This window comes from Caldicellulosiruptor morganii, assembly GCF_026810225.1.
Lineage (GTDB): Bacteria > Bacillota > Thermoanaerobacteria > Caldicellulosiruptorales > Caldicellulosiruptoraceae > Caldicellulosiruptor > Caldicellulosiruptor morganii.
The window spans coordinates 445209-470516 of the sequence record NZ_CP113865.1; the positions used below are offsets into that span (position 1 = coordinate 445209).

Genomic DNA, 25308 nt, shown 5'->3' on the forward strand with positions numbered 1-25308 from the left:
GGCTTTTTACTTGTGTACTTTTCTTGTCGGTTTCCACTTTTCTACAAGCTTCATCTTTCTTCTCATATTTCTATATTTCCAGTACTCTTTTTCATCAAGGAATATACTTCCCCAGAGATAAATTGTAGGTAAAGGGAGTTCTTGGACTGAATAGAAGTCTTTTAAAAATACTTCTTTTATTTCGTTGAAACTGTAAATGTCAAAAAGCTTTTCGATGTGTTCCCAATAACCTTTTGCCAATACTGTCTTTATTATTAATTCTTTGTGTTTTTCTGTATCCAACATTTCAAAGTTATAATTTTTGAATAGAATTTTAAAATCCTCTGGAAGTTTCACAGAAAAATCCCTCTTTTCTTTATATACTTTTCAATTTTTTGCTTACTTCTTTTTGAAAAAAATCCAGATCATATAACTTTCTATGGCAAAGCTGTAATGCCAGTGCAGTACCACCTGCAAGGTAGAATTTTTTTGCCAAATTGCTTTTAGCGATATTTCTACATATTTCATATCCTTCTGGGTCCAATACTTCCATATCCATCAAAACTGGCTCCTTTTTTGTTTTTTCTTCTGTAATCATTATAACATAACCGTAAAAATTTATTAGCTTAGATTTAACATTGATTTTGAATCGATAAGAGTTTACGCTTGTGTTATGTTTTGCAAATGATTATCATGCAATGATTGGCTAATTAGGTATTATAAAATTATATTTGAGTGATAAATTATACAAATACATCTAATTTTTTGTATACCATATCTAAAACAACTACAAGTTACTTTAAAAAATTTATAGAAATTAAAATGCAATTTTGGTATTGACAAATTGCAAAATGAAGAATATAATGAGAGTTAACAAAGAGAATAAAGAAAGAAAGGCAAAGGCGCCTTTCAAAAGGTTGCCTTTGCCTTTTTTATTTACCAATGCAACTTACTCAATACTTCTTTTACCCCATATGGGATAATACTCCACCCACAACCCCATTTGTAATGTTTTTTCCTTATATTTTTTCTTTAAAGCAGCTTTTTTATTATACCACATAAGTTTATTTCTAAAAAGAGGGGCGCAAGGAGGTGTCAAACAAATGCTTTTAAAAGACATGTCAAGTTTTAATTAAATGAGGAGGGTTAAAAATGAATAGAGGTTTTAAAGTGCTACTTGGTATTGTACTTTTAATCCTGGCTGTGATATTAGGATTTAGCACAGCAAAAGCTGACCAGATTACACCTGAAAAGGTTGCAACAGCTATTGATAATGTATGGGTGCTTGTCACAGCGTTTTTGGTCTTTTTCATGCAAGCAGGGTTTGCAATGGTTGAAGCAGGTTTTACAAGAGCTAAGAACGCAAGCAACATTGTTATGAAAAACTTAATGGACTTTGCAATTGGTTCTGTAATTTTCTGGCTGTTTGGGTTTGCATTCATGTTTGGCAACGACGCTGGTGGTTTCATAGGAACGTCAGGATTTTTCCTGAGCGATTCATTCAAACATTTAGGGCTTTCAATTCCGCTTACATCATTTTTGATGTTCCAGACAGTTTTTGCAGCAACAGCTGCAACAATTGTATCTGGTGCTATGGCTGAGCGAACAAAGTTTATTGCATACTGTATCTACAGCGCAGTTATTTCATTCATAATATATCCTGTTGTTGGTCACTGGGCATGGGGCGGCGGCTGGCTGAGCAAGCTTGGTTTTATTGACTTTGCAGGCTCCACTGTTGTTCACTCAGTTGGTGGCTGGTGTGCTCTAATTGGCGCCGCAATGCTTGGACCAAGGATTGGTAAGTACACAAAAGATGGCAAGGTCAATGCTATCCCAGGCCATAGTATAACCTTAGCAGCACTTGGTACATTTATCTTGTGGTTTGGCTGGTTTGGATTCAACCCAGGTTCTACCCTTTCAGGTATGAACGATAAAATCGGCGATATTGCAGTCAATACAAACTTGGCAGCTGCAATGGGTGCAGGCTTGGCGATGATATATACATGGATAAAGTACAAAAAGCCTGATGTCAGTATGACACTAAACGGTGCTTTGGCAGGGCTTGTTGCAATCACAGCAGGATGTGCATCAGTCAACACATGGGGTGCAGCAATTATTGGTGGGCTTGCAGGAGTGCTTGTAGTTATCGCTGTTGAGTTTATTGACAAAAAGCTAAAAATTGACGACCCGGTTGGTGCAATCTCAGTTCATGGCGTTTGTGGTGCGTTTGGAACACTGATGGTTGGGCTTTTTGCAACAGATGGTGGACTTTTCTATGGCGGTGGAATAAAGCAATTTTTAGTTCAGCTTGCAGGTGTAGCTTCAACATTTGTATGGACCACAATAACAGCCTTTATCCTCTTTGCAATTATCAAGCTCACAGTTGGCTTGAGAGTCTCTGAAGAGGAAGAGATAGAAGGTCTGGATGTTGCAGAACATGGTGCATCAGCGTATGGCGACTTTGTAATGAAGTCTCAAGCAGTGAAGTAAAAATGCGCATATAAACCAAATTTTAATTGAAAAGGGTGAAGGTTATGAAAAAGATTGAGTGTATAATCAGGCCCGAGAAGCTTGAAGAGGTAAAAGATGCTTTAAACCAGCTTGGCATCAAAGGTATGACAGTCTCACAGGTTATGGGCTGTGGTCTTCAAAAGGGAAAGACTGAGTATTACAGAGGTGTTGAGATTAACATAAACCTCTTACCAAAAATAAAGATTGAGCTTATTGTAAAAGACTCAGAGGTTGATAGAATTGTAGACACAATCATAAAAGTTGCACGCTCTGGCAAGATAGGTGATGGAAAGATATTCATCTACAATGTCGAAGATGCAGTGAGAATCAGAACCGGCGAAAATGGAGAAAGTGCAATATGAAATTTGAAGGCTTGCCTCTATCTTTGCTCAATAGTTTCCCGCTTACAATTTGGCAACAGCAGGCATCCAAAACACCCCAAAATTGAGAGGATAAATCCGCCTTGCCTCTTGCGCCCCTCTCTTTTGAAAAAGTGAATAATGTGTTTTGTGCCTGCCATTGCCAGATGTTTATTTGCTTTGGCAAAGCCTAAAATGTTTGGTTGTCTGCTGTTGCCCTTTTTATAGATTTTACCTTATATTTCGATTAAAGATAAAATACAGGGGGAGAGCAAAAAGTACTTCCTTCACCCTCCACACAAGCTGGTGAATTTGTACAAATAAATCTCCCCCTGGTACGCAAAGTTATATCCCCTTTGCCCCCTCAATTTAAAGTTTACCATACCAAAATTGACAATTCAATAAAAAACTATCTTGGTGAAAAGGAGGTCAAAAAAAGAATGAGACAGATTGCAATCTATGGAAAAGGTGGTATTGGAAAGTCTACAACAACTCAAAACACAGTTGCAGCTTTAGCAACGCTTGGCAAAAAGGTGATGATTGTCGGATGTGACCCAAAAGCTGACTCAACGCGCCTAATTTTGGGAGTCAAATCACAGGTGACTGTGATGGACACAGTTAGAGAGGTAGGAGAGAGCAATGTCAAGCTTGACAAGGTAATGTTCACAGGCTTTGGCGGAGTTAGGTGTGTTGAGTCTGGTGGGCCAGAGCCTGGTGTTGGATGTGCTGGACGTGGTGTTATCACAGCAATCAACCTTTTAGAGGAGCTTGGAGCTTTTACTGACGATCTTGACTTTGTGTTCTATGATGTTCTTGGTGATGTTGTGTGTGGTGGGTTTGCAATGCCAATCAGAGAAGGGAAGGCGAACGAGATTTACATTGTAGCCTCTGGCGAGATGATGGCTCTTTATGCCGCAAACAACATCTGCCGAGGAATCCTCAAGTTTGCGGAGGCAAGTGGCGTTCGACTTGGCGGAATTATATGCAACTCAAGAAGGGTGGAAAACGAAAAAGAACTTTTAGAGGCATTTTGTAAAAAGCTTGGCACACAGCTTATAAAGTTTATCCCTCGCGACAACATTGTCCAGAAAGCAGAGATTAACAGAAAAACTGTGATTGAGTACGACCCTGAGAGCAATCAGGCAAAAGAGTACTTAGATCTTGCAAAGAGGATCATAGAAAACGACATGTTTGTAATTCCAAAACCCATGCCTATGGATGAGCTTGAAAAGCTGATTGAAGAGTATGGGCTGGCAGACTAACCGATATTAAAGAAAAGCAGACAAGTTTAAGGAGGTATTTTGAGTTATGAAGATGATAAGGGCAATAATAAGACCGGAGATGCAAGAAAAAGTTGTTCGTGCACTTGACTCAAATGGCTTTGTTTCTATGACAAAGATTGATGTGTTTGGCCGAGGCAAACAAAAGGGAATCAGAACAGGAAGTATCCTCTATGATGAGCTTCCCAAGACAATGCTGATGATGGTTGTTGAAGATGAGGATTGCCAAAAAGTTGTGGATATCATCCTACAAAATGCATACACAGGAAACTTCGGAGATGGTAAGATTTTCATAAGCCCTGTTGAAGAGGCGTATACAATCAGAACAGGTGAGAAGAAGCTTTAAATTCATTTACAAAACATAAGGTGGTGAATTTTTCAAAATGAAAGAGATAATTGCAATTATCAGAATGAACAAGGTTGGCGTGACAAAGGATGTGCTTGCGGCAGCAGGATACCCTGCTGCCACATTCCAAAAAGTGTTGGGGCGTGGCAAACAGCGTGGGCTTGTTGGCGAGGTAAAAGCTATTGAGGTTGACAAGGCAACCGAGATGGTGCTTTCATCAACTGCCATGGAATTTGTTCCAAAACGCATGATTACAATCATTGTTGATGACAAGGATGTAGAAAGAGTTGTCAACATCATTATGGCGGTAAACCGCACAGGTCAGGTAGGAGATGGAAAGATATTTGTCCTACCTGTTGAAGATACCATCAGAATCAGGACAAGGGAAAAAGGCTTTGAGGCTTTGGTATGAAAAATTGTCAAAAAAAAGGGGGCTGAATAAAAATGCCATTTGTGACTCTTGATTGTGATAAGTGCATTGAAGAAAGGGGAAAACACACATATATCACTGATAAGAAAAATCCTGTGATACCTGTATGCAACGTCAGGACAGTGCCAGGTGATATGACAGAGCGCGGGTGTGCATTTGCAGGGGCAAGAGGTGTTGTTGGAGGACCTGTTAAAGATGTAATTCAGATAGTCCATGGTCCAGTTGGCTGTGCTTACTATACATGGTCATCTCGAAGACATCTTTCTGACAGTGAGTTTCACAGAAAATACTGCTTTTCAACAGATATGCAGGAAAAGGACATTGTCTTTGGAGGGGAAAAGAAGCTTTACAACGCCATAATCGAAGCAAACCAGGAATTTCCTGAGGCAAAAGCAGTGTTCATCTACGCAACATGCCCTACTGCCCTGATTGGCGATGACTTGGAAGCAGTTGCTAAAAAAGCTTCAAAAGCAATTGGAAAGCCGGTTATTGCCTTCAACTCACCAGGATTTTGTGGTGTTAGCCAATCCAAAGGACATCACATAGCAAACCACACAATATTTGAAAAGATTATTGGGACAAAAGAACTTGAAGACCCAACACCTTATGATGTGAACATTATTGGTGAGTACAATATAGATGGAGATTACTGGGTGCTTGAGAAGCTATTTACTAAAATAGGACTTAGAATTATCACAGCATTTACCGGCAATGCTTCATATGACAATCTTTGCAAGATGCACCATGCAAAACTCAACATTGTACATTGTCAAAGGTCAGCAACATATATAGCAAGGCTGATGAAGGAAAAGTATGGAACACCGTTTATTCGTGTCACACTTTTCGGGATAACAGAGACAATCAACTCACTTCGTGAAATTGGCGAATTTTTCGGGATACAAAAGAGGGTTGAAGAGGTCATTGAAGAAGAGCTCGAGTCAATCATGCCAAGGCTTGAGTTTTTCAGAGAAAAGCTACGAGGAAAACGCGCAATGATCTATGTTGGAGCACCACGAGTCTGGCACTGGATACCGCTTATGCGCGATTTGGGAATTGAAGTTGTGGCTTGTGCTACCACATTTGGGCATGAGGATGACTATGAAAAGATAAACGCAAGGGCAGACGATGGTGTGCTTGTCATAGACAATCCCAACGAGCTTGAGCTTGAAGAGGTAATCCAAAAATACAAACCTGATATATTCCTCACTGGTCTTAAAGAGAAATACCTTGCGCACAAGCTGGGTGTGCCGTCCCTCAATTCACATTCGTACGAGAATGGGCCATATGTAGCTTTTGAAGGACTTGTAAACTTTGCAAGAGACCTTTACAAATCATTATACGCACCTGTTTGGAATTTTGTAGGAGAGAGGTGGAGTGCAAAATGGCAACCAAACTGGCTAACCCTTTAATCTCAAAGGCAAACAGGCATGTGACAATTAACCCGCCAAAGATGTGCCAGCCAATTGGTGCAATGTACGCAACCCTTGGTATAGACAAAGCAGTTCCGCTTGTCCAGGGTTCACAAGGCTGCTGCACTTATGTGCGATACCAGTTCAACAGACATTTTAAAGAGCCGGTTAACATTGCAGTGACATCATTCCATGAGGATGCGGCGGTCTTTGGCGGGCGCTGCAACCTCATAGAAGGTATCAGAAACCTTGTTTTGAGATACTCACCAACAGTAATTGGTGTAATTACCACATGTTCGAGCGAGACAATAGGCGATGACATTGAAGCGTTTATCAAAGAGGCGTACAAAAAGCTTTCTGAGGAGCTAAATAGCGAGGCGGCAAAGGGTGTATATATTGTGCCCATTCACACACCAAGCTATGCAGGAACACATGTAAAAGGGTATGACACAGCAACCATCTCATATGTAAGGTACTTTGCAAAGAAAAAAGAGGAAAATGGCAAAGCATATATAATCCCTGGCATGATAAACCCCGGCGACATTGAGGAGATAAAACACATATTGAACCTGATGAAGATTGAGTATTCAGTTCTATTTGATATCTCAAAGACTCTAAACTCGCCTCTTATGCCGCCCAAGCCTCTCTACCCTGAAGGTGGTACACCTTATTCAGAGCTTGAAGACAGTGCAAACGGCAAGGTAGTAATCTCCCTTTGTCCACATGCCGGAGGCTCCGCTGCCAAGTATTTAGAAAGCGAATTTGGTGTAAAGAGCATCTTAGGCCCGTTCCCTGTTGGTGTTGCTAATACTGACAGGTTCATTGAAAATCTCTCACAAGTATATGGGGTTGAAATACCCTATGAACTAAAAGTTGAAAGAGGACTTTTATTAGATGCCATGGCAGATACATGCCAGTACACAATGATGAAGAAGGCAGCTGTGTTTGGCGACCCTGACATTGTGATTGGTGTCACAAGATTTTTGTGTGAGCTTGGAATGGATGTCAAGGTGGTTGAGACTGCAACCCCAAGCCCAACATTCACAGATGAGATAAAAACTATATTTGATGAGTACAACATAGAAGGTGAGATTCTTGTTGACAGCGACCTTTACGAGTTTGAGTACTTGGCGAAAGAGGCAGGGGTTGATGTTGTGCTTGGAAATTCAAAAGGTGTTGAAGTTACCAAATCAATAAAATGTCCACTTGTCAGAATAGGTTTTCCTGTATACGACAGAGTAGGGTATTTTAGGTACGGAATTACAGGGTACAGAGGCAGTATATGGCTTTTGGATTTGATTGTCAATACCATCTTAGATTATTCGTATCCGCATGATAAGCTACATCAGTAAAGTTTTTGATTTTTGTATATGAAAGCGGTGAGATTTATGAATGTTCAAAATCTTTTGCAGCAAAGAGCACAGCATATAACCAAAGATGGAATTCCTGAGTGTCAAAGACCTACAATCCCAGGGATTATGTCCCAGCGCGCATGTACCTATTACGGTGCGCGCTGGGTACTTGCCCCAATTAAAAATTCTCTTCATCTTGTTCATGCACCGGCTGACTGTGCATTTTACGGTCAGAATGTCAGGAGGAAAAACTACATGATCCTCTCAACAGACCTTATAGAAAAGGACATCATATTTGGTGCATCAAGGAAATTAGAAGAGAGCATAGTTGAGGCAGACAAAATCTTTGATAGCTACGACCTTATATTTGTTTACGCAACATGCACAGCTTCGCAAATTGGCGAGGACATTGAATGGTCAATTAAAAGGGTGAAAGACAGGGTTAACAAAATTCTAATCCCAGTTGTTGTTCCTGGGTTTTCGGGGTATTCACAAGCAGATGGGCATCACATCGCACAAAGATCAATTGCAAACTATATACTCAAAAATTTCAAAAAGACAGGTGAAATTGAAAATTCTGTTAATATCATTGGCGAGTACAATGTAGCAGGAGAGAGCCAAGTTATAAAAAGGCTTTTAGAAAAAATGGGGATAAATGTAATTTGCACCTACACAGGCGATTGTAGTCTTTCTCTGATGGAAAAAAGCGTAAATGCAAAGCTAAATCTTTTGCTTTGTAAAAGCTCTGGACTTTTGCTTGCACAGTTTATGAAAGAGAGATTTTCAATACCGTATATGGAGGTCTCTTTCTATGGTATTGAAAACACCATAGCCTCAATTAAAAAGATAGCAAAATTTTTCGGAAAAGAAAAGGCTACTGAAATTATTGCAGAAGAAGAGTTTTCAAAGATAAAACACAAGATACAGTTTTTCAAAAGCAAATTGCAAAGCAAAAAAGCACTTGTGCTTTTAGGAGGGTCGCGCATAGGTTTTATGACAAATGCTTTCAAAGAAGCAGGGCTTTCTATCTTGGTGTGCGGAAGCCAGTTTGGATGTTCAAACGACTACCAAACTGCACGCTGCGTGCTTCCTGACAGCATCTTGGTGGACGATTTTAACTGTGCAGAGGTTGAAGAGATAATATTAAGGTTTTCGCCCGACCTTTTCATTGGTGGAACAAGAGAGTGGTACCTTTCACATAAGTTTGGCGTGCCGTTTTTGGTTCTGCCTCAAGAGACAAAGCCGTATGCCTGTTTTGAAGGTTTTTTGCATTTGCTTGTTGACATATACAAAGAAGTCTTTGCACCTGTTTGGAGGCTGATTTGAGATGGAAAATAGAAACTATGGTCATCCATGCTTTGGAAAAGATGCAGCAAGCAAGATTGGGAGAATACATCTTCCTGTTGCAAAAGCGTGTAATATAAAATGTAACTATTGTGATAGAAACATCTCATGCATGAACGAAAACCACCCCGGTGCCTGCCTTGAGGTTTTGACACCCGAGCAGGCGTTAGAAAGATACAAAATGTATGCATCATTTGACAGCAGGCTAAAGATTGTTGGAATCTCAGGGCCTGGCGACCCACTTTTTAACCACCAGACTTTTAAAACCTTTGAGCTCATAAAAAGCTATGATAAAGACGCTATATTTTGTATCAGCACAAACGGGCTTTTGCTCGAAGACAGAATTGAAGATCTTTTGAAAAGCAATGTGAGGTTTGTAACCGTGACTGTCAACGCAGTAAACTTTGAGGTGGCAAAAGAGATTTATGAGTTTGCCCTGTACGATGGGGTTTTGTACTTTGGCGAGGATGCAGCAAAACTTTTGGTTGAAAAACAGCAAAAGGGCATAGAAAAGGCGTGCAAAGCAGGACTTGTTGTAAAGGTAAACACTGTCTTGATTCCTGACATCAACCAGGACCATATAGAAGAGATTGCAAAGACAGTAAAAGCACTTGGTGCTAAGATTATGAACATCATGCCATTGCGGCCGTATGCCAAGTTTTCGCATCTAAAAAGGCCGTCTTGCGATACCGTAAATAGAATCAGAAAAAGGTGTGAGAGTATCATCAGCCAGATTAGCCATTGTAACCAGTGTAGGTCTGATGCGATTGGTATGCTTATGATATGAAAAAATTTTGGTGGTGGGATAAAAGATGAAAAGAAAAAGGGTTGCAATTGCCACCAGTGATGGAAAGCTTGTGAACAGACACTTTGGTAATAGTGATAACTTTTTGATTGTTGATTTGTTTGACGATGGCAGCTGCGATCTAATCTGTGTTAGAGAGTTTGAAGACGATACGAATGAAACTTGTAGCAATGAACAGAGGATGGAAAAGAGAGTTGAGATGCTAAAAGACTGTGATGTGATAATAGCAAACAAAATTGGACTTTGTGCCCTGGAAAAGCTTTCTGACAAGATTGTTTTAGAAAGGCATGGGCTTGTGAAAGATGCTATCAAAGAGGTTTTGGATCTTTTTATGACTTAAAAAAGTGGGGATTTATTTAAGAAAGAAAAAGGAGAGAAAAGAATGACAAATAGGTCAAAGTGGGTAAAATCAGTTTTAATTTCAATTTTTGTAGTAGCTGTACTTGTGGCAGTTTTATTTTGTACCTATTCTCAATTTGCCTTCTCAAAGACTACCAAAGCACAAAACTCCAAAAATAATAAGCTTGTTCTTTTTGTTCCAAATACTTTAGAAACGGTTGTAGAAAAAATAGCTGACCAGTTTGAAAAAGAGAAAAATTGCAAGATTGAAATGAATGTTGCAGGCACTCATGTACTTGTGACGCAGCTCAAAAGCGGTGCTTCTTGTGATATATTCTTTTCTGCAGACAAAAGATACATTGATGAAATAAAAGAAAAGAGGTATATAAATAGTTACTTGACATTTGCTAAAACTACTCTTGCTATTGTCAGCTCATCAAAAAAGGTGAAAAGCTTTGAGGATATATCTAAAAAAGGTATAAAACTTTGCATAGCAGATCCTGTTTCACCAATTGGTATGTGGACGCAGAAATTTCTAAGCAAAGTAAAAAACGAAAGTCCTACTCTGTACAAAAAGATTTCACAAAATGTCATCTCACAAGAGTTTCAGATTACGGATGTTATACAAAAAGTCAAGGCTATGCAGGCTGACGCAGGTGTTGTTTATCTCACAGATGCCAAAAATTCAAAACTGGGTATTGTTCCTATTCCTGATAAGTACAATGTTCAGGTTTATCATTATGTTGGAGTGCTCAAAACATCTGAGAAAAATAAGCTTGCAAAGGAGTTTATAGAGTTTTTAAGTTCAAAGAAAGTCAAAGCTATTTTAAAGTCAGCAGGGTATGAATAGCAAAGAGGAGCAGGTAAGTTTTTCTAAAGAAAGCGTGTGAGCTTATTATGAAAAAGGTATTTATTCTTTCGATTCCGTTTTTAATTTTTTTGTTTTTGCCTTTTTTAAATTTACTTTTTGTTGTACCATACTCAAAACTTTTTAATATGATAACAAAAAAGGAGACCGTCACAGCATTTGGACTTTCTTTTTTTACCGCGAGTATCTGCTGTATTTTGGCATTTTTAATAGGCACACCTTTTGCATACCTTCTTGCCAGCATCAAAAGAAGAATCCACCTTCTTGAGCTGATAATAGACCTTCCAAACGTCCTGCCACCAATCTTGATGGGAGTACTTTTGCTTCTTTTGTACGGCAAAGTTGGGTTTATAGGGAGAATACTTGACAGAGCTTCTCTTCAGATACCTTTTACCACCTTTGCAGTCATACTTGCTCAGCTTTTTGTCAGTATTGGATACTATTTGAAGGTTGCATACTCTTCGTTTTTGGCCATAGACAAACAGCTAAAAGAAGAAGGCTTTATCTTAGGGCTTGACGAGCTTGGAATTATGTGGCATGTGTACTTGCCAGTTGCCAGAAAAGGGCTTGTGATTGGCATACTTGGTACATTTTCAAGGGCGCTTGGTGAGTTTGGTGCAACAGTTGTCTTTGCAGGGAATGTCTTTGGAAAAACTCAAACAATCTCACTTTACTTGTATAAATTATATGTGCAAAATCAGGAGGAAACTTATTCTGTGAGTTTTGTGATGATAATAATTTCATATTTAATTCTTTACCTAACTAAGAAACTTTTGAACAATGTGGACTATTGAAAATCTTGACTATAAAACTATTCAAGGTGTGAGAAAAATGGTAGGTGCAGTAAAAAAGATTTTTCAAGATTTTGAAAAAGGCGCTCCAAACTACTTTAAAGAAATATTTCCTTATGAGAGTATTCCAAAGGTGATTTTTGATGGAGTTTCAGTTCCCGTAAATATTCCGTCAAAACTATATGTAACAGATAGCACATTTAGAGAGGGTCAACAGGCTATTTCATATATAGGAAAGGAAAATGTAGCAAAGATTTTCGAATATCTTCACTACATTGACAATGGTACTGGAACTATAAAGTACTCAGAATTTTTCCTTTATACAAACTATCACAAACAGTGTGTTCAAGAGTGTTTGAAAAAAAGCTTCGAATTTCCAAAGGTAGTTGGATGGGTAAGAAGTAAAAAAGAGGAACTAAAACTTGCAAAAGAGTTTGGGCTTGATGAAATTGGGATTTTAATGTCGTGCTCAGACTATCACATCTACAAAAAGTTTCAAAAAACACGGTCAGAAATTGCAGCCCAGTACATCAATATGATACAAGAAGCCTTTTCACTTGGCATCACTCCACGGGTTCATCTTGAAGACATCACAAGATCAGATATTGAAAATTTTGTCATTCCACTCATTTTGGCAATTGAAGAGATAGCAAAAAAGTGTGACAAAAAGGTGTACTTTAAACTGTGTGACACTTTGGGCTTTGGTGTGCCATATGAATATGCAAGCTTACCACGAAGCGTTCCTAAACTGATTCATACAATTTCAAAAAGCACCAATATACCACCAGAGAGGCTTGAGTGGCATGGTCACAACGATTTTTACAAAGCTCAGAGCAATGCAGTCTGTGCGTGGTTATACGGTGCTTCAATGGTAAACTGCACTATCAGAGGAGTGGGTGAGAGAACTGGCATTGCAGCTTTGGAGATTGCAATCTTGGACCTTGTCCAGATAAAAGATGAAAATCCACCAAACCTAAATTTTGGGGTTTTAAATGAACTTTTGGAGTTTACTTCGAGGTTTGAGGTTATGAAGTAAGCTTCATTTTTCTTGTCTAAAATGGAATATTGCCATCAAATAGTGGCAATAATAAAATTTATGTGATATAATGAAAATGCAAAGTGTTTTTAGAGTTGCCCGAAAGAAGGCGATTGAGATTGAAAAGCTAAAAGAAGAGATTATCAAAAGTTATCTACTCGAAATTAAAAAACTAATAGTAGCAGGAAAATGGGGTTTTGTTAAAAGAGAGAAAAACATAAAATTCTTAAAAGAATGGGGTTTGCTAATAGACGATGTCAAGGACATACTGTTAGACCTTCAGCCAGGAGATTACGTCCAAGGACCAGAACAAGACCATCTTGATAATAAAGAAGGTGACATTTGGATTTTCAAAAACAGCAGATACTTGGATGTTTGTATATACATAAAACTAAGGTACAATCCACCAGAAGAAGTGGTGTGCATTTCTTTTCATGAGGATGAACCTCAAGAAGGGGGTGAAAAAGAATGATGAATAGGGCATATTGTCCACAGTGCAAAAAGCATGTTGAAATTAAAGTTGTAAAAAATCTAATTAAAGAATATAAAGGTGTACAAGTCAATGTTGAAGAATATGTTCCACATTGCAGTGAGTGCAATACTGAGTTGTTTGTGCCAGACATCGAAAACGAAAATCTAAAAAGGCTCTATCAACGTTATAGAGAGTTGGCAGGTTTGATTACCCCTGAAGAAATCCAGAAGGTAAGAGAAAAATATGGACTTTCTCAAAGGGAGCTGGGGCAGATACTTGGTTGGGGCAAGATGACAATAAACAGGTATGAAAGAGGAGCTTTGCCTTCTAAATCACACAGTGATGTTCTGAAGCTGATTTTAACATCTGAAGAGTTTTTCAAAGAAAAGGTGGAAGAAGCGTTTAAATCAAGGAGAATAACTGAAAGAACATATCAAAAAACAAGGGAGAAAATCAAAGACTCTGTTGCTGAATTGAAGAAAAGAATCATCTCTGCAGCACTTGAACACCCAGAAGATATCTACAATGGCTTCAGAAGGTTTGACTTTGAAAAGCTGGAGAACTTGATAAGTTACATTGCTGAAAAAGTTGAAAATCTATATTTGAGCAGTCTTAATAAGTTTTTGTGGTATATTGATTTTATGCACTTTAAACGTTGTTTACGTTCAATAACTGGCTTAAGATACATCAAATATGCTTATGGGCCAGTGATTGAAAATTTTGCATACAAAGAAATAGCAGCATACCCAAGTGATAAATACACTGTTGAAGAATATGAGACTCCTGATGGGGCAATCCAAACAAAGATTAAGAGCAAAGGCAACTACGACCTATCAGTATTTACCCCAGAAGAATTGCAGACAATTAATATGGTCATTGATACATTGAAAGACAAAACATGCAGTGCTATTTCAGAGCTGTCTCACCAGGAAGTTGGATGGAAGCAAACCCCGTTGCGTGAACTAATCTCATATGAGTACGCAAAGTCAGTGAATTTAGACAGCCAGGTAGTGCAGAAATAGCATAATCCCTGTCTAAAATATATATTGACAGAGCTTGTCTTGTTAAATTAAAATATTTTCAAACGCGCAGTTTGAATATGCGCAAAAGGGCAAAGGTGGCCTTTTGGAGGGGTTTTCCTTTGCCCTTCTTTAGTAGTGTGTGAATAAATTTTTAGGATGGGAGGATGGTTTTCTATGAAAAAGCTTATTTTCAAAAATGCCCTGGCTATTCTGGTTATTTTTTGCTTTGTCCTGAGCCTTTTTTCTCTTGCTTTTGCTTCGGGCTCAAAGACCATAAGGCTTGGGGTTGACATTGAACTTTCTGGTGTTGTTGCGCAGTACGGACAGAGGACTTTGGAAGGGCTAAAGATGGCAGTTGAAGAGATCAATCAAAAAGGTGGAGTTCTGGGAAAGAAAATAGAGCTTGTTATATTTGATAACAAATCTGACAAAACAGAGGCACTGAATATTGCAACAAGGCTTGCAACAAAAGAAAATGTGCTGGCAATATTGGGCTCTGTGACATCGGGCGCAACAAAATCAGCTTCGGTTGCTGCAACAAGATACAAAATTCCTATTATATCTCCAACTGCTACAGATGATCTGGTAACGGTTGATGAGAGGACGGGCAGGACAAAACCGTATGTGTTCAGAATCTGCTTCAATGACTCATTCCAAGGAAGTGTAATGGCTAACTTTGCACTGAAAACGTTAAAGATAAAAACAGCAGCAATTATCTATGATGCATCATCAGATTACAGCAAGGGACTATACAAGAATTTCAAAGAGACATTTACAAAAAATGGCGGCAAAGTAGTTGCACAGGAAGCTTTTACATCAGGTGAAAAGGATTTTAATGGAATCCTGACAAAGATTCGTGATAAAAATCCACAGGCTTTGTTTGTTCCGGTCTATTATGATGATGCAGGGCTTATAATAAAACAGGCAAGGGAGCTTGGAATGTGGATGCCAATTCTGGGGGCAGACGGGTTTGACGACCCAAAGGTTGTGGAGAAAGCAGGGAGCAAATATGCAACAAATATCTTTTTCTCAACACATTATTCTTCCCAGGACACAGATAAGAAAGTTCAGGATTTTAGAAAAAGATATCAGCAAAAGTATAAGATTGAACCAAATGCACTTTCAGCACTGGGTTATGATTTGGGTTACTTTATAGCAGATGCAATAAAAAGAGCAAACTCTACAACCGACAGAGAAAAACTTCGCAAAGCTCTTGAAAGCACCAGGAATTTTGTGGGAATTACTGGAATTATCTCAATAGATGCAAAGCATAATGCAAAAAAGTCTGCGGTAATAATCGAGATTAAAAATGGTGTTCAGAGATTCAAACAGAAGCTAAATCCTTAAAGATTATGTCCCCTTTCTGGCATAGAGCCGGGAAGGGGATTTTTGGATTCACGCTCTTGTATACAGGTATACTTTAATGATATAATATAGAGGGTATCGAAAACAAAATAAAGCTGGCAGGAGGTTTTGAAGTAGATGGGTTTGAGCGTTGCGCAAAAGATTATAAAGCAGCACCTTGTCAAAGGTGATTTGATACCGGGCAAAGAAATAGCAATCAGGATTGACCAAACCCTGACTCAGGATTCAACAGGTACAATGGCTTATCTTCAGTTTGAAGCAATGGGGATTGACAGAGTAAAGACAAAACTTTCTGTTGCCTATATTGATCACAACACACTTCAAACAGGACCGGAAAATGCGGATGACCATTTATACATACAGACAGTTGCAAAAAAACACGGCATTTACTTCTCAAAACCCGGAAATGGAATCTGCCATCAGGTTCATTTAGAAAGGTTTGCAGTGCCGGGTCAAACACTTCTTGGCTCAGACAGCCACACACCAACAGCAGGTGGAATAGGAATGCTTGCAATTGGTGCAGGCGGCTTGGATGTTGCGGTTGCAATGGGTGGTGGCGAGTATTATTTGACTATGCCAAAGATTGTAAAAGTGAACCTGAAAGGAAGACTTCAGCCCTGGGTTTCTGCAAAAGATGTTATCCTGGAACTTTTGAGAAGACTCACTGTAAAAGGTGGCGTTGGTAAGATTTTCGAATACACAGGTGAAGGTGTAAAGACGCTATCTGTTCCGGAGAGGGCAACAATTACAAATATGGGTGCAGAGCTTGGTGCAACAACTTCGATATTTCCATCTGACCAGGTGACATATGAATTTTTGAAAGCACAGGGCAGAGAAGCTGACTTTGTTGAGATTTTACCTGACCCTGATGCTGTATATGATGAGGAGATTGAAATAGACCTGTCAAGCCTGGTGCCGCTTGCGGCATGCCCGCACAGCCCCGACAATGTTGTGCCTGTGGCCGAGCTCAAAAACATCAGGGTTGACCAGGTAGCAATTGGAAGCTGCACAAATTCATCCTTCAAAGACCTTATGAAGGTTGCAAAGATTTTAGAAGGAAAGACAGTGGCTGAGCATGTATCACTTGTTATATCGCCGGGTTCAAAACAGGTTTTGAACATGCTTGCACAAAATGGGGCTCTTGCATCTTTAGTTTCAGCCGGCGCAAGAATTTTAGAATGTGCATGTGGTCCATGTATAGGTATGGGTCAGGCACCAAGAACAAACGGTATTTCACTCAGGACATTCAACAGAAACTTTGAAGGTCGAAGCGGGACACCTTCTGCAAAGGTTTATCTTGTATCCCCTGAGACTGCTGCAGCATCAGCAATAACAGGCTATATAACAGACCCAAGAACCTTAGGCGATGAGCCACAGGTTGAGATGCCAAAGAGCTTTTTGATAAATGATAACCTGATAGTGCCACCTGCTGAAAAACCGGATGAGGTTGAGGTAATAAGAGGACCAAATATAAAGCCATTCCCGCAGGGAAAACCACTGCCGGAGGTAGTGGTTGGGAAGGTGCTGGTAAAGCTTGGCGACAATATCACAACCGACCATATAATGCCGTCGAATGCAAAGCTTTTGCCTTACAGGTCAAACATACCGTATCTATCTGATTATTGCCTGACACCATGTGACCCGGATTTTCCCAAAAAAGCACGCGAGAATGGTGGCGGCTTTATTGTGGGTGGTATAAACTACGGTCAGGGTTCGTCAAGAGAGCATGCAGCGCTTGTTCCGCTTTATCTTGGAGTAAAAGGGGTTCTGGCAAAGAGCTTTGCGCGAATTCATATGGCAAATTTAATTAACAATGGAATTATACCAATGGTGTTTGAAAATCCAGACGATTATGATACAATTGAAGAGATGGATGAGCTGAAGATTGAAAATGCAAGGGAACAGATTGAGAAGAATGATGTTTTAATAATAGAAAATGTAACAAAAGGCTTAAAATACAGGATGGTTTTAAATCTCACAGAAAGACAGAGAAAGATGATTTTGCACGGCGGGCTTTTGAACCTGACAAAGGCACAGGGAAAAAACTAAAAACATAGCACAGAGGGGAGAAGAAATCCCCTCTGTATTCTGTTAAAAATAATTTTATTGAGGGGGATTTCAAATGAGCTATACAATCACTCTTATACCCGGTGATGGGATAGGTCCAGAGGTTACAGAAGCTGCAAGAAGGGTTCTGGATGCATCGGGTGTGAAGATTGAGTGGGAAGTTGTTGAAGCAGGCGAAAAGGTTATGGAGCAGTATGGCACTCCGCTTCCAGACCATGTTCTTGAGAGTGTAAAAAAGAACAGAGTTGCGTTAAAAGGACCAATCACAACACCTGTTGGGACTGGTTTTAGAAGTGTAAATGTTGCACTAAGACAGGCACTCAATTTATATGCTAACGTAAGACCGGTGAAATCCTACGAAGGTGTTCCTTCAAGGTATACAAATGTGGATTTGATAATTGTCAGAGAGAACACAGAAGACCTTTATGCAGGCATTGAGTACATGGCAGGCGATGATGCAGCAGTTGGTGTTAAAATTATAACAAGAAAAGCAAGCGAGCGCATTGTAAGGTATGCATTTGAGCTTGCAAGAAGAGAAAAGAGAAGAAAGGTTACAGCTGTACACAAGGCAAATATTCAAAAACTAACAGATGGATTATTTTTGGAGTGTGCAAGAAAGGTGGCTCAGGACTATCCTGACATAGAATTTGAAGATATGATTGTTGATGCAATGAGCATGAAGCTTGTTCAAAGCCCTGAGAATTATGATGTTCTGGTTATGCCAAACATGTATGGTGATATTCTTTCAGACTTGGCGGCAGGTCTTGTGGGGGGTCTTGGAATAGCACCGGGTGCTAACATTGGTGAGGATGGTGCTGTGTTTGAGCCAATCCACGGTTCAGCACCAAAAAGAGCAGGGCAAAACATGGCAAACCCAACCGCAACAATTCTCTCAGGTGTTATGATGCTGAGGTATCTTGGTGAGCTTGAGGCGGCGGACAGGGTAGAAAAGGCGGTTGCAAAGGTTATAAAAGAAGGCAAAGAGGTTACATATGACCTCGGTGGTTCAACTGGTACAAAAGAGTTTGCTGATGCTGTTATTCGTGCAATGGAAAGCCTGTAAAGACTAAAATGGTTTATGAAGGTGATTTTGAATGGTTTACAATCATTCGGATGAAAAGGAAAGAAATTATTCTCCGCTCTATGAAAAGATATTTGAAGTCATCAAAGAAAGGATTTTGATGGGTATTTTAAAGCCGGGTGATCCCCTTGTTGAGGTAAAGCTGGCAGAGGAGCTTGGTGTTTCACGAACACCTATAAGAGAGGCTTTGAGACAGCTTGAGCTGGAAGGGCTTGTGTATTCTATCCCTCACAAGGGTGCATTTGTTGCAGGTGTTACTGCTCAGGATATAGAAGATATATACACAATAAGGATGCTATTGGATGGGCTGGCTGCACGCTGGGCAGCCCAGAAAATTACAAAGGACGAAGAGGATGAGCTGACGGAAATAATAACCCTTATGGAGCTTTATACAAGAAGAAAGGATATTCCAAAAGTTATGAAGACAGACTCGATGTTTCATCAGCTAATTTACAAAGCATCAAAGAGCAAACCCTTGGAGCATGTTTTATCAACATTTCACAGCTATATTATTAAAGCAAGGGCAACATCGTTTGAAACACCCGGCAGGCTTGAAGAGGCAATGCAGGAGCACAGGCTTATATATGAAGCAATTGTGAACAGGGATCCTGATAAAGCTGAAGAATATATGAAACTTCACGTAAAAAACGCTGCAAAGAACCTGATTGAACAAAAAAAACAGCAAGAGAGGTATTTGGCAGGGAAATAAGCTCAATTTCCCTGCTTTTTGTTTATCGTGATATGGTTATTTATGTAAAAAACCTTTTTTAAGCAGATATAAACAGAGCAAAAAATGATAGAATTTTTGTAATTCTTCCAGAGCTGCTGAACAGGGATGTAACATATGAAATACGTGAGAGTCTGGCAAGGTGGAAGAAGAATTTTGTTTAAGTGCTTGAAATGAACCTTGAAGTTTAGTATCATATCCACTATGGGAGTTTTGAGAAAAAACTTGATTTAGGAGATGATATTGCTGTGTATCTACCTGAGGTTTTTAAATATAGAGGCAGAGAAGTATACAAGATAAGAAATAACCTGATTCATTATGGTCGGCCAAATGATAAATTTATTGCAGTGCTTGTGGTTTTGGGCGCAGAAGAGTATAAAGGCCACAAGATATCATCACCGCTTTCTGTTGAGCTTCAAATAAACAATCCGAAGCTTACTGTAAAAGAGAGAGTTGTAAAAAAAGGTGAGGCAGAGAACCTGTACAAGGCGCTTGAGCTTGCACATGTCTGGCTGACCCAGGCAAATGGTCAGTAAATTTTTTACGGTTGATTTTGATATTGTTTGGGAGTATAATTTTACTGTGTAAATGCTTTTCTAAAGAAACCAAAATAGAGATTTGGCTGTGCTATGACGGGGAGGTAGCGGTGCCCTGTAACCCGCAATCCGCTACAGCGGGGTCGAATAGCCAGCATGAGGTATAACCCTGTTGGCATTGAGGGTGAGCCGGGGCGAGGATGGTTGTGTCCTGCGCAACGCGAGGGCTGTGAACCCCGCCAGGTCCGGAAGGAAGCAACGGTAAGCAGCTTTTTCGCGTGTGCCGCAGGGGTGCATGACAGGAGCCTGCCGGGCTTACTATTTCACCAGGAGGGTTATATCGAAGCTGGTCGCACAGCCATTTATTATTTTCTGCTTTTCAGGAAGATTAGTCTGAAAAATAATAATTTTATTAATACATACATTTTTATTGAATATAATACAGAAAAGTGTAACAAAAGTTTACATAGGGAGGATAAGTTACAAATGATAATTTTAGAAGGCCAGCAGCTTTTGACCTCCCAGATTACAACAGTTCTTAAACCTTATATTGGCGAAGCTCATCTTCTTTCAAGTATTTTGATGCTGACACATCTGATGGAACTTAAAGAATTTTCCTTTGAATGACAGAAAAGAATACAAAGAGAGAAAAAGATAAAACTTTTTTCCAGAGCTAAGTACTTGATATTTCTTGTTTGACAACCCCTTTTAAAATTTTATCAAAAAAAGTATAATAAAATCACTACTTTTTATTCTCCGGGTTTTTAATTGAGGATGTTAGAAATGAAGAAAGGTATAATTTGGGTTTTATCGCTTTTAATTTTTTCATATCCAAACCTGGCTTTTGCACAGAGCTTTGCAAATGATTCTGGGATTTTTGAGTTTTATATTTACAAATCTGTTGAGATTGTTGGGTTTGTTGCCCTGTGTGGAATATTTATTTTATCAATAATACTGCAAAAAGAACTTGGTGAAGTGCTGCTGCACAACTTCAGTAAAATATTTGCTGCTCTTACAATTTTGAAATTTGTTTATGTTTTAAACGTAGAAGAGCAAATGATATATGATTTGCACTATATCCAATCAATGGTATTTTTAGGATTTTACTTAAAGATTTTGATTGTTTACTCCATTCTTTTTTCTGCAATACTGGAAAGCAGAGTAAAAGAATTTTTTTCAAAATATTCAATACTTTCAAATGTTGCTGCAGCCGCAGCAGGAATTGCAGGATTTGTGCTGACAAGAGCGTATGGCAAAAAGCTTTTTTTGCTATCTCAATCGACACCAACTTATTTATACTTGGTGTTTGAATTTCTGATTGTCTTTGGACTTGGGATTTGCAGTTTTCTGTTTATTAAAAAGTACAGACAAAAAAGTGCATGGCAGCTGAAAGCTTTTGTTCTGAGCTTTTTAGCCGGAGAGATGTTCATTGTCCTTCTTAAAAGAAAAGGAGTTTTAATAGCTGATACAATTCAGAATCTTGCTCTGCTTTATTTGTTCATAGCAGTTTTTTTGAATGTAATTCTAAAAAGGTACAACTTTTTACAAAAGCTATCAATGTTTAGCAATGAGGTTTTGAAAGAGAAACTTGATGTACAGAAAAGTTTTGATTTGCTTGTTGATTTTGTTTATGATATATACTCGGGTCAATTTGAAAGAATATGCTTTTACTATCACAGAGAAGATGATTACTTTGAATTAATCTCTACTAAAGGAGAGAATTTTGAAAGGAACTTTGATAATTTTAAAGACCAGATTGAATTAAAAATAGATGAAGAATATTTTAAAAGCAAGCCAGATATTCAGGTTTTGGATATTCAGGGATTGAAAAAGGTGATTCAATTTAGCAATGAATTTTATATAAATAAACTTGACAATAACAAAAAAGCAGTGCTTGTACCTGTTTTTTCGCAAAAGAAGATTGCCGGTTTTTTGATATGTTATACAAGGAAAGAAAACTTCAACTTAAATTCAGAGCTTGCGGATGGACTTTTGATTTTCAGAAACTTTTCTCAGGCGCTTTTGCATCAGATACAGAGGATTGAAAAGATTAAAAATCTTTCTTTGGAGGATGAACTTACTGGGCTTTACAACAGGCGGTATTTTATTAAAGAGCTGATTCTGGAGTCAATTTCGTGTGACAGGTATAAGGGTAAATTTTGTTTAGCCTTTTTTGACATGGATAATTTGAAGTTTCTCAATGATTTTTACGGTCATGCTATTGGTGACAGGGCTATAAGACTTATTGCCAGGATTATACGGGATAATATAAGAAAGATCGATATCCCTGCAAGGCTTGGCGGGGATGAATTTGCTGTGATATTCAAAAACTGCACTCAGGAAGCCATAGAGGATAGAATTAAAAGTATAAAAAAGCTGATTGAAGAAGAATCAGAAAAACAGCTGCCAAAGCCAATAAGGGTTAGCTGTGGTATTGCAGTGTATCCTGATGATACAAACAGTCTTGATGAGCTTTTGAAGATTGCGGATATGCGAATGTATGAGGAAAAATTGAAGAACAGGGGAGAGATCAAATGATGCAGGAAGCAAAAGGAACTGCCAGGGTATTTTTTGCTGATACAAATGAGTACCGGGATGTCCCGGCTGGTACTGCGCTTATTGATTATGCCAGAGAATTTCAGAAGAATTTCAGAACACCCATTGTTGCTGCAAAGGTTGACAATGAGATAAAGGAGCTGAAATATGTTATTTCAAGAGACTGCAAAGTACAGTTTATTGATATGACACAGGAAGACGGAATGAGAATTTACAGAAGAAGTCTCATTTTTGTGCTGATTGTGGCAACAAGAACCCTTTTTAAAGAGGCTGTAAATGTCCAGCATTCACTTTCAAAAGGTTTGTACTGTGAGGTGGAAAACAGGAAATTGAGTGATGAGGATATACTTTTGATAAAGCAAAAAATGCACCAGATAATTGAAGCTGACATTCCTTTCAGAAGAGAAAAGGTTACAAAAGAGGAAGCAGTAAGACTTTTTGAAAGCATAGGGTATTTGGACAAGGCAAGGACAATAAAATTTTCTGAGAACAGCCATGTTTACATTTACTACTGTGGTGATTTTGTTGATTACTTTTACGGACACATGGTTCCATCAACAGGATATTTGAAAATCTTTGATTTGATTCGGTACCAGGATGGTATGGTTTTGCTTTATCCTGACAAATCCAATCCTTATGAGCTTCAGAAGTTTGTGGAGAATAAAAAATTGTTTGCTGTATATCACGAATACAAAAACTGGGGCAGAATACTTAAAGTTACAGATGTTGGTGAACTAAATGAGGTAATTTCAAGCGGGCAGATTAGAGAATTCATAAGGGTTTCAGAAGCTCTTCATGAAAAGAAGATTGCATACATTGCCGATGAAATTTCAAAAAATCCTGATATAAAAGTTGTTCTTATTTCCGGTCCATCATCTTCGGGCAAGACAACCTTTGCACACAGGCTTGCAATACAGCTCAAGGTAAATGGCAAAAATCCGGTTTACATTGGACTTGATGATTATTTTTATGAAGACAAGGTTCCGCTTGACGAAAATGGCAAGCCTGACTATGAATCAATTGAAGCAATTGATATAGAACTTTTCAATGCGCAGCTGAAAGACCTGATTTCTGGCAAAGAGGTTGTTCTGCCAAAATTTGATTTTATAAACCGCAGGCGAACTTTTCAGAGAAAAGTAAGACTTGAGGAAAATGATATAATTATAATTGAAGGAATTCACGGGTTAAACAGCAGGCTTACGCCTATGATTGATGACAAAAACAAATTCAGGATATATGTAAGTGCACTTACACACCTCAACCTTGACAAACACAACCGAATCCAGACAACTGACTACAGAATACTTCGAAGAATTGTAAGGGATGCGCGAACAAGAGGTGCTACAGCAAAAAGGACAATTTCTATGTGGCCATCTGTGCGAAACGGAGAGGAGAAAAATATATTTCCATACCAGGAGATGGCCGATGCCATGTTTAACTCTGCACTCATTTACGAGCTTGCAGTTTTGAAAAAGTATGCTGTGCCGCTTTTAAAAACAATTACAAAAGACGAAGAAGAGTATTCCGAAGCGCAAAGGCTTTTGCATTTTCTGAGCTTTATACTCTCTGTGGAAGATGAGAGAGAGATTCCACCACAGTCAATAATAAGAGAGTTTATTGGCGGTTCATGTTTTTATGACTTTTGATAAAAAAATGGTCCGGGGAAAATTAACCTGTTTCCCCGGACCGTTTTTGTTTAGTATTTTAAAAAGTTAGGTTCTGTGGAAGGATATTTGTATTGGTGTTGGTATTCTGGTTTAAGTTTTGCTTGTTTCCAAATCCTCTGAACATCTTTCCAAATCCATGCATTCTGCCAGGTCCCATTTTACCAGAACCTTTAAAGCCTCTTTTGCCAAATCCTTTTGACAGATCCCAGTTTGTAATTTTGTTTTTAATGGCTTCTTTCATCAAAGTAGCCTGGTCTTTTGTTATTTTGCCATCTGTCACAAGTTTGTCTATTTGCGAGTTTTCAAGTGCAATTAACCTGTTTTTGAAATCCTGCTCTGATATATTCTTTGCCTTTAGAATATCCTGCAAAGTCTTTCCACTTTGAAGTTCGCTCAAAAGCTGGTCCTTTGTCATACCAAGCACATTTGCAATGTCATTCATCATGTCAAGCCCGAAAAATCCCTTTCCAAAGCCTCTGCCAGAAGCTTTAAATCCGAAAAATGGAGTTTTTCCATCCCAGCTGTCAAGTTTTTGTTTGAGATTTTGCTTTAGAATATTTGCAGTATCACCTGTAATCCTGCCATCTTTAACAGCCTGGTCAATCTTGCTGTAGAGTGCATCCAGAAGCTTTGATTTGAACTGATCCAGCGTCAGGCCTTTGTCTTTTAGAATGTCTAAAAATGTCTTTCCGCTCTGGATTTGTTTTTGAATGTCCTCTTTCTTCATTCCCAGGATGCTTTCAATGACGCTGCCAATATTTAAGTCAACACCAAAGCCTTTGCCCTGCCCGCCAAAACAGAGCTTTGTCAGGGAAGCTTTTAAAGTGGCTGGTTTTACTGCTTTGCTTCCACCTGCAAATGCAAGGCTCATACTCAAGATCAGAGCTATAATTAACACAGCTCCGACGATGACTTTAAATTTTTTCACGCCCATCACCTCTTTGCATTTTGTTTAGATTTGGCTTC

At 38.9% G+C, this 25308-nt stretch carries 26 protein-coding genes and 1 other RNA gene; 24 read left to right on the top strand and 3 right to left on the bottom strand.

Features of this window, described 5'->3' with window-relative positions; genetic code table 11:
* Positions 1–6: 6 nt before the first annotated feature.
* Entirely contained in the window at positions 7–336 is a 330-nt protein-coding gene (locus OTK00_RS02110) for a DUF6922 domain-containing protein (protein ID WP_045170432.1), read from the bottom strand.
* A gap of 19 nt (positions 337–355) precedes the next feature.
* On the bottom strand, positions 356–577 hold the full coding sequence (locus tag OTK00_RS02115; protein ID WP_045170431.1) for a nucleotidyl transferase AbiEii/AbiGii toxin family protein: 222 nt from the start codon (positions 575–577) through the stop codon (positions 356–358).
* 554 nt (positions 578–1131) lie between these two features.
* Between OTK00_RS02115 and OTK00_RS02120 the strand changes: the two genes are divergently transcribed.
* From OTK00_RS02120 to OTK00_RS02235, 24 genes are all read left to right on the top strand, one after another.
* Positions 1132–2469: an ammonium transporter gene (locus OTK00_RS02120; RefSeq protein WP_045170430.1), complete on the top strand. Its 1338-nt coding sequence runs from the start codon at positions 1132–1134 to the stop codon at positions 2467–2469.
* A 44-nt stretch (positions 2470–2513) separates the two neighbouring features.
* Entirely contained in the window at positions 2514–2852 is a 339-nt protein-coding gene (locus tag OTK00_RS02125; protein WP_045170429.1) for a P-II family nitrogen regulator, read from the top strand.
* Positions 2853–3289: 437 nt separating this feature from the next.
* Positions 3290–4111, top strand: a complete 822-nt coding sequence (gene nifH / locus OTK00_RS02130; RefSeq protein ID WP_045170428.1) for a nitrogenase iron protein — start codon at positions 3290–3292, stop codon at positions 4109–4111.
* 46 nt (positions 4112–4157) lie between these two features.
* Positions 4158–4475, top strand: a complete 318-nt coding sequence (locus OTK00_RS02135) for a P-II family nitrogen regulator (protein WP_011917963.1) — start codon at positions 4158–4160, stop codon at positions 4473–4475.
* Between the two features lie 37 nt (positions 4476–4512).
* Positions 4513–4887, top strand: a complete 375-nt coding sequence (locus OTK00_RS02140) for a P-II family nitrogen regulator (protein WP_045170427.1) — start codon at positions 4513–4515, stop codon at positions 4885–4887.
* Positions 4888–4919: 32 nt separating this feature from the next.
* Positions 4920–6314 (top strand): nitrogenase component I subunit alpha, encoded by a 1395-nt coding sequence (locus OTK00_RS02145; RefSeq protein ID WP_045170426.1) that lies wholly within the window; start codon positions 4920–4922, stop codon positions 6312–6314.
* Complete coding sequence (locus OTK00_RS02150; RefSeq protein ID WP_045170425.1) at positions 6287–7666, top strand: nitrogenase component 1; 1380 nt, start codon at positions 6287–6289, stop codon at positions 7664–7666. The genes OTK00_RS02145 and OTK00_RS02150 overlap by 28 nt, the downstream gene beginning before the upstream one ends.
* Positions 7667–7702: 36 nt before the next feature.
* Entirely contained in the window at positions 7703–8992 is a 1290-nt protein-coding gene (locus OTK00_RS02155) for a nitrogenase component 1 (protein WP_045170424.1), read from the top strand.
* A gap of 1 nt (position 8993) precedes the next feature.
* Complete coding sequence (locus tag OTK00_RS02160; protein ID WP_045170423.1) at positions 8994–9797, top strand: radical SAM protein; 804 nt, start codon at positions 8994–8996, stop codon at positions 9795–9797.
* Between the two features lie 25 nt (positions 9798–9822).
* The gene (locus OTK00_RS02165; RefSeq protein WP_045170421.1) at positions 9823–10155 is read left to right on the top strand and encodes a NifB/NifX family molybdenum-iron cluster-binding protein; all 333 of its coding nucleotides are present in this window, start codon (positions 9823–9825) and stop codon (positions 10153–10155) included.
* A gap of 42 nt (positions 10156–10197) precedes the next feature.
* Entirely contained in the window at positions 10198–11004 is an 807-nt protein-coding gene (modA, locus tag OTK00_RS02170; RefSeq protein WP_045170420.1) for a molybdate ABC transporter substrate-binding protein, read from the top strand.
* A gap of 47 nt (positions 11005–11051) precedes the next feature.
* Positions 11052–11816: a molybdate ABC transporter permease subunit gene (locus tag OTK00_RS02175; protein WP_045170419.1), complete on the top strand. Its 765-nt coding sequence runs from the start codon at positions 11052–11054 to the stop codon at positions 11814–11816.
* Between the two features lie 37 nt (positions 11817–11853).
* On the top strand, positions 11854–12849 hold the full coding sequence (locus OTK00_RS02180) for a beta/alpha barrel domain-containing protein (protein WP_045170542.1): 996 nt from the start codon (positions 11854–11856) through the stop codon (positions 12847–12849).
* A gap of 76 nt (positions 12850–12925) precedes the next feature.
* The gene (locus OTK00_RS02185; protein WP_082054667.1) at positions 12926–13321 is read left to right on the top strand and encodes a type II toxin-antitoxin system MqsR family toxin; all 396 of its coding nucleotides are present in this window, start codon (positions 12926–12928) and stop codon (positions 13319–13321) included.
* On the top strand, positions 13318–14343 hold the full coding sequence (locus OTK00_RS02190) for a type II TA system antitoxin MqsA family protein (protein ID WP_268760821.1): 1026 nt from the start codon (positions 13318–13320) through the stop codon (positions 14341–14343). Before OTK00_RS02185 ends, OTK00_RS02190 begins: the two co-directional genes overlap by 4 nt.
* Positions 14344–14517: 174 nt before the next feature.
* The gene (locus tag OTK00_RS02195; RefSeq protein WP_045170418.1) at positions 14518–15690 is read left to right on the top strand and encodes an ABC transporter substrate-binding protein; all 1173 of its coding nucleotides are present in this window, start codon (positions 14518–14520) and stop codon (positions 15688–15690) included.
* 135 nt (positions 15691–15825) lie between these two features.
* On the top strand, positions 15826–17757 hold the full coding sequence (locus tag OTK00_RS02200) for an aconitate hydratase (RefSeq protein ID WP_045170417.1): 1932 nt from the start codon (positions 15826–15828) through the stop codon (positions 17755–17757).
* Positions 17758–17830: 73 nt separating this feature from the next.
* On the top strand, positions 17831–18838 hold the full coding sequence (locus OTK00_RS02205) for an isocitrate/isopropylmalate dehydrogenase family protein (RefSeq protein WP_045170416.1): 1008 nt from the start codon (positions 17831–17833) through the stop codon (positions 18836–18838).
* A 31-nt stretch (positions 18839–18869) separates the two neighbouring features.
* A complete protein-coding gene (locus OTK00_RS02210) occupies positions 18870–19565 on the top strand; it encodes a GntR family transcriptional regulator (protein ID WP_045170415.1) in 696 nt (231 codons plus the stop codon).
* Positions 19566–19831: 266 nt separating this feature from the next.
* Positions 19832–20119 carry a hypothetical protein gene (locus tag OTK00_RS02215; protein WP_045170414.1) on the top strand — a complete coding sequence of 96 codons (288 nt, stop codon included), beginning with the start codon at positions 19832–19834 and terminating at the stop codon, positions 20117–20119.
* 86 nt (positions 20120–20205) lie between these two features.
* Positions 20206–20477, top strand: an RNA gene (gene ffs / locus OTK00_RS02220) — signal recognition particle sRNA large type.
* Positions 20478–20605: 128 nt separating this feature from the next.
* Positions 20606–20746: a hypothetical protein gene (locus OTK00_RS02225; protein ID WP_157841042.1), complete on the top strand. Its 141-nt coding sequence runs from the start codon at positions 20606–20608 to the stop codon at positions 20744–20746.
* Between the two features lie 156 nt (positions 20747–20902).
* Positions 20903–22657: a GGDEF domain-containing protein gene (locus OTK00_RS02230; RefSeq protein WP_082054666.1), complete on the top strand. Its 1755-nt coding sequence runs from the start codon at positions 20903–20905 to the stop codon at positions 22655–22657.
* Entirely contained in the window at positions 22654–24321 is a 1668-nt protein-coding gene (locus OTK00_RS02235) for a nucleoside kinase (protein ID WP_241765558.1), read from the top strand. The genes OTK00_RS02230 and OTK00_RS02235 overlap by 4 nt, the downstream gene beginning before the upstream one ends.
* 58 nt (positions 24322–24379) lie before the next feature.
* Here OTK00_RS02235 and OTK00_RS02240 read toward each other — a convergent pair whose 3' ends face one another.
* The gene (locus OTK00_RS02240; protein ID WP_045170413.1) at positions 24380–25270 is read right to left on the bottom strand and encodes a hypothetical protein; all 891 of its coding nucleotides are present in this window, start codon (positions 25268–25270) and stop codon (positions 24380–24382) included.
* Between the last annotated feature and the right edge of the window lie 38 nt (positions 25271–25308).

Coding starts and splice junctions, on each gene's coding strand:
- OTK00_RS02140 (WP_045170427.1), top strand. CDS start 4,513: ATGAAAGAGATAATTGCAATTATCAGAATGAACAAGGTTGGCGTGACA.
- OTK00_RS02115 (WP_045170431.1), bottom strand. CDS start 577: ATGATTACAGAAGAAAAAACAAAAAAGGAGCCAGTTTTGATGGATATG.
- OTK00_RS02230 (WP_082054666.1), top strand. CDS start 20,903: ATGAAGAAAGGTATAATTTGGGTTTTATCGCTTTTAATTTTTTCATAT.
- OTK00_RS02145 (WP_045170426.1), top strand. CDS start 4,920: ATGCCATTTGTGACTCTTGATTGTGATAAGTGCATTGAAGAAAGGGGA.
- OTK00_RS02120 (WP_045170430.1), top strand. CDS start 1,132: ATGAATAGAGGTTTTAAAGTGCTACTTGGTATTGTACTTTTAATCCTG.
- OTK00_RS02195 (WP_045170418.1), top strand. CDS start 14,518: ATGAAAAAGCTTATTTTCAAAAATGCCCTGGCTATTCTGGTTATTTTT.
- OTK00_RS02125 (WP_045170429.1), top strand. CDS start 2,514: ATGAAAAAGATTGAGTGTATAATCAGGCCCGAGAAGCTTGAAGAGGTA.
- OTK00_RS02185 (WP_082054667.1), top strand. CDS start 12,926: ATGCAAAGTGTTTTTAGAGTTGCCCGAAAGAAGGCGATTGAGATTGAA.
- OTK00_RS02150 (WP_045170425.1), top strand. CDS start 6,287: ATGGCAACCAAACTGGCTAACCCTTTAATCTCAAAGGCAAACAGGCAT.
- OTK00_RS02205 (WP_045170416.1), top strand. CDS start 17,831: ATGAGCTATACAATCACTCTTATACCCGGTGATGGGATAGGTCCAGAG.
- OTK00_RS02160 (WP_045170423.1), top strand. CDS start 8,994: ATGGAAAATAGAAACTATGGTCATCCATGCTTTGGAAAAGATGCAGCA.
- OTK00_RS02180 (WP_045170542.1), top strand. CDS start 11,854: ATGGTAGGTGCAGTAAAAAAGATTTTTCAAGATTTTGAAAAAGGCGCT.
- OTK00_RS02155 (WP_045170424.1), top strand. CDS start 7,703: ATGAATGTTCAAAATCTTTTGCAGCAAAGAGCACAGCATATAACCAAA.
- modA (WP_045170420.1), top strand. CDS start 10,198: ATGACAAATAGGTCAAAGTGGGTAAAATCAGTTTTAATTTCAATTTTT.
- OTK00_RS02175 (WP_045170419.1), top strand. CDS start 11,052: ATGAAAAAGGTATTTATTCTTTCGATTCCGTTTTTAATTTTTTTGTTT.
- OTK00_RS02190 (WP_268760821.1), top strand. CDS start 13,318: ATGATGAATAGGGCATATTGTCCACAGTGCAAAAAGCATGTTGAAATT.
- OTK00_RS02165 (WP_045170421.1), top strand. CDS start 9,823: ATGAAAAGAAAAAGGGTTGCAATTGCCACCAGTGATGGAAAGCTTGTG.
- OTK00_RS02235 (WP_241765558.1), top strand. CDS start 22,654: ATGATGCAGGAAGCAAAAGGAACTGCCAGGGTATTTTTTGCTGATACA.
- OTK00_RS02210 (WP_045170415.1), top strand. CDS start 18,870: ATGGTTTACAATCATTCGGATGAAAAGGAAAGAAATTATTCTCCGCTC.
- OTK00_RS02225 (WP_157841042.1), top strand. CDS start 20,606: ATGATAATTTTAGAAGGCCAGCAGCTTTTGACCTCCCAGATTACAACA.
- OTK00_RS02135 (WP_011917963.1), top strand. CDS start 4,158: ATGAAGATGATAAGGGCAATAATAAGACCGGAGATGCAAGAAAAAGTT.
- nifH (WP_045170428.1), top strand. CDS start 3,290: ATGAGACAGATTGCAATCTATGGAAAAGGTGGTATTGGAAAGTCTACA.
- OTK00_RS02200 (WP_045170417.1), top strand. CDS start 15,826: ATGGGTTTGAGCGTTGCGCAAAAGATTATAAAGCAGCACCTTGTCAAA.